The organism is Streptomyces sp. NPDC055140, assembly GCF_053607285.1.
The window spans coordinates 1-1,296 of the sequence record NZ_JBSGTG010000202.1; the positions used below are offsets into that span (position 1 = coordinate 1).

At 72.9% G+C, this 1,296-nt stretch carries 1 pseudogene; it reads right to left on the bottom strand.

The annotated features are described in order from the left end of the window. Nucleotides 1-1,296, bottom strand: a pseudogene (locus tag ACWFR4_RS48995) (hypothetical protein); the annotation flags it as partial.

A 1,296-nucleotide genomic window follows, 5' to 3' on the forward strand; every position in this document is an offset into this window, starting at 1 on the left:
GAACAAATTCAATCAATAGGAGAAGGACCTGCGTGATCTTCCCCTCGGGGACCAGGTCGGGGTCCTGCTCGTAGAGCCGGTCCAACTCGGTTCCCCGGTCCTGCATCTCGGTGATGGTCCCCTCGATCACACCGAGGACGCGGCGGATGATGTCGGGGCTGGCCCCGGCGATCCACTGGTGGGCGACGTGACGCAGCGGGGCCCAGTCCGGGCCGGTCTTCCCGGTGATGACGACGATCCGCACGGTCGGGTCGAGCGCGGCGGCGGCGGCGATGAGCCGGGCCAGGTAGCTCTTGCCGTAGCCCATCAGGCCGCCGATCAGGAGCGAGGACCACAGCAGGTGGAGCACGTGGCGCTTGCGCCGGGCGTCGGCACCGAGCGGGACGCCGTCGCCCCAGAAGTCCCAGGCCGGGGCGTCGATCAGCTCGGAGGGGTGCTTGCCGTTGCCGTAGGGGTTGTCCTCGTTGGCGACCCAGAGGACGAACCGGCCCTCGTGCCCGTCGTCGCCGGTGTCCGGGGTGATCTCGATGCGGGACTTCTTGATCCGCAGGGCGGAGGCGAGGTCCTCGATCCGGGAGACGGCAGCGGATGCCTTGATGCCGCGCGGCAGATCGACGGTGGCGGTCCAGCCGGGGCCGGCGGGCTCGATGACTCCGGCGAGGTGCGTCTCGTCGCGCTGGGCGGGGGTGATGATCCCCGCCTTGACCAACGCGGTCACCAGGTCGGCTTCGCCCTGGACGCGGCCGGACTCCGGCTTGACCAGACTGACCCGGCTCATCGAGGCGAGGGTGTCCGGGACGAACGGGCCGTCGGCCGCCGGGACTCCGGCCGGGCCGAGGCCGGGGCCGCCCTGCTGCGGGACCGGAACCGCGGGGATCTCCTCCGGCGACAGCGGACGGGAGAGGTACCACCAGGCGGCCGGGCCGCCCGTGCCGAGCGCGGCCAGGCCCACGAGCGGCTCCATCGTCAGGCCGTGGAACCCGGCGTACGTTCCGGCGGCGACCATGCCGACGCGCGAAGCCTTCTTCGCCCAACGGGCCTTGGACATGTCCCGCCCGCTGATCTTCATGCGGTCGGCATCCGGCCCGGCCGCGTCCAGCGCGGCGAGCTGGGCCAGGAGCGGGGCGGCGGCCTCCTCGGTGGGCGCGGCCTTGATCTGGGCCCGGAGCCCGGCGGCCAGGGCGCGGGACTCCTGGCCCTGACGGCGGTCGGCCTGGCGGCGCTTGCGCTCGATCTCGGCGGCCAGCTCGGCGTCCGTGACGTCCGCCGTCGAGAACCAGGCGGACAGCCGGAGGC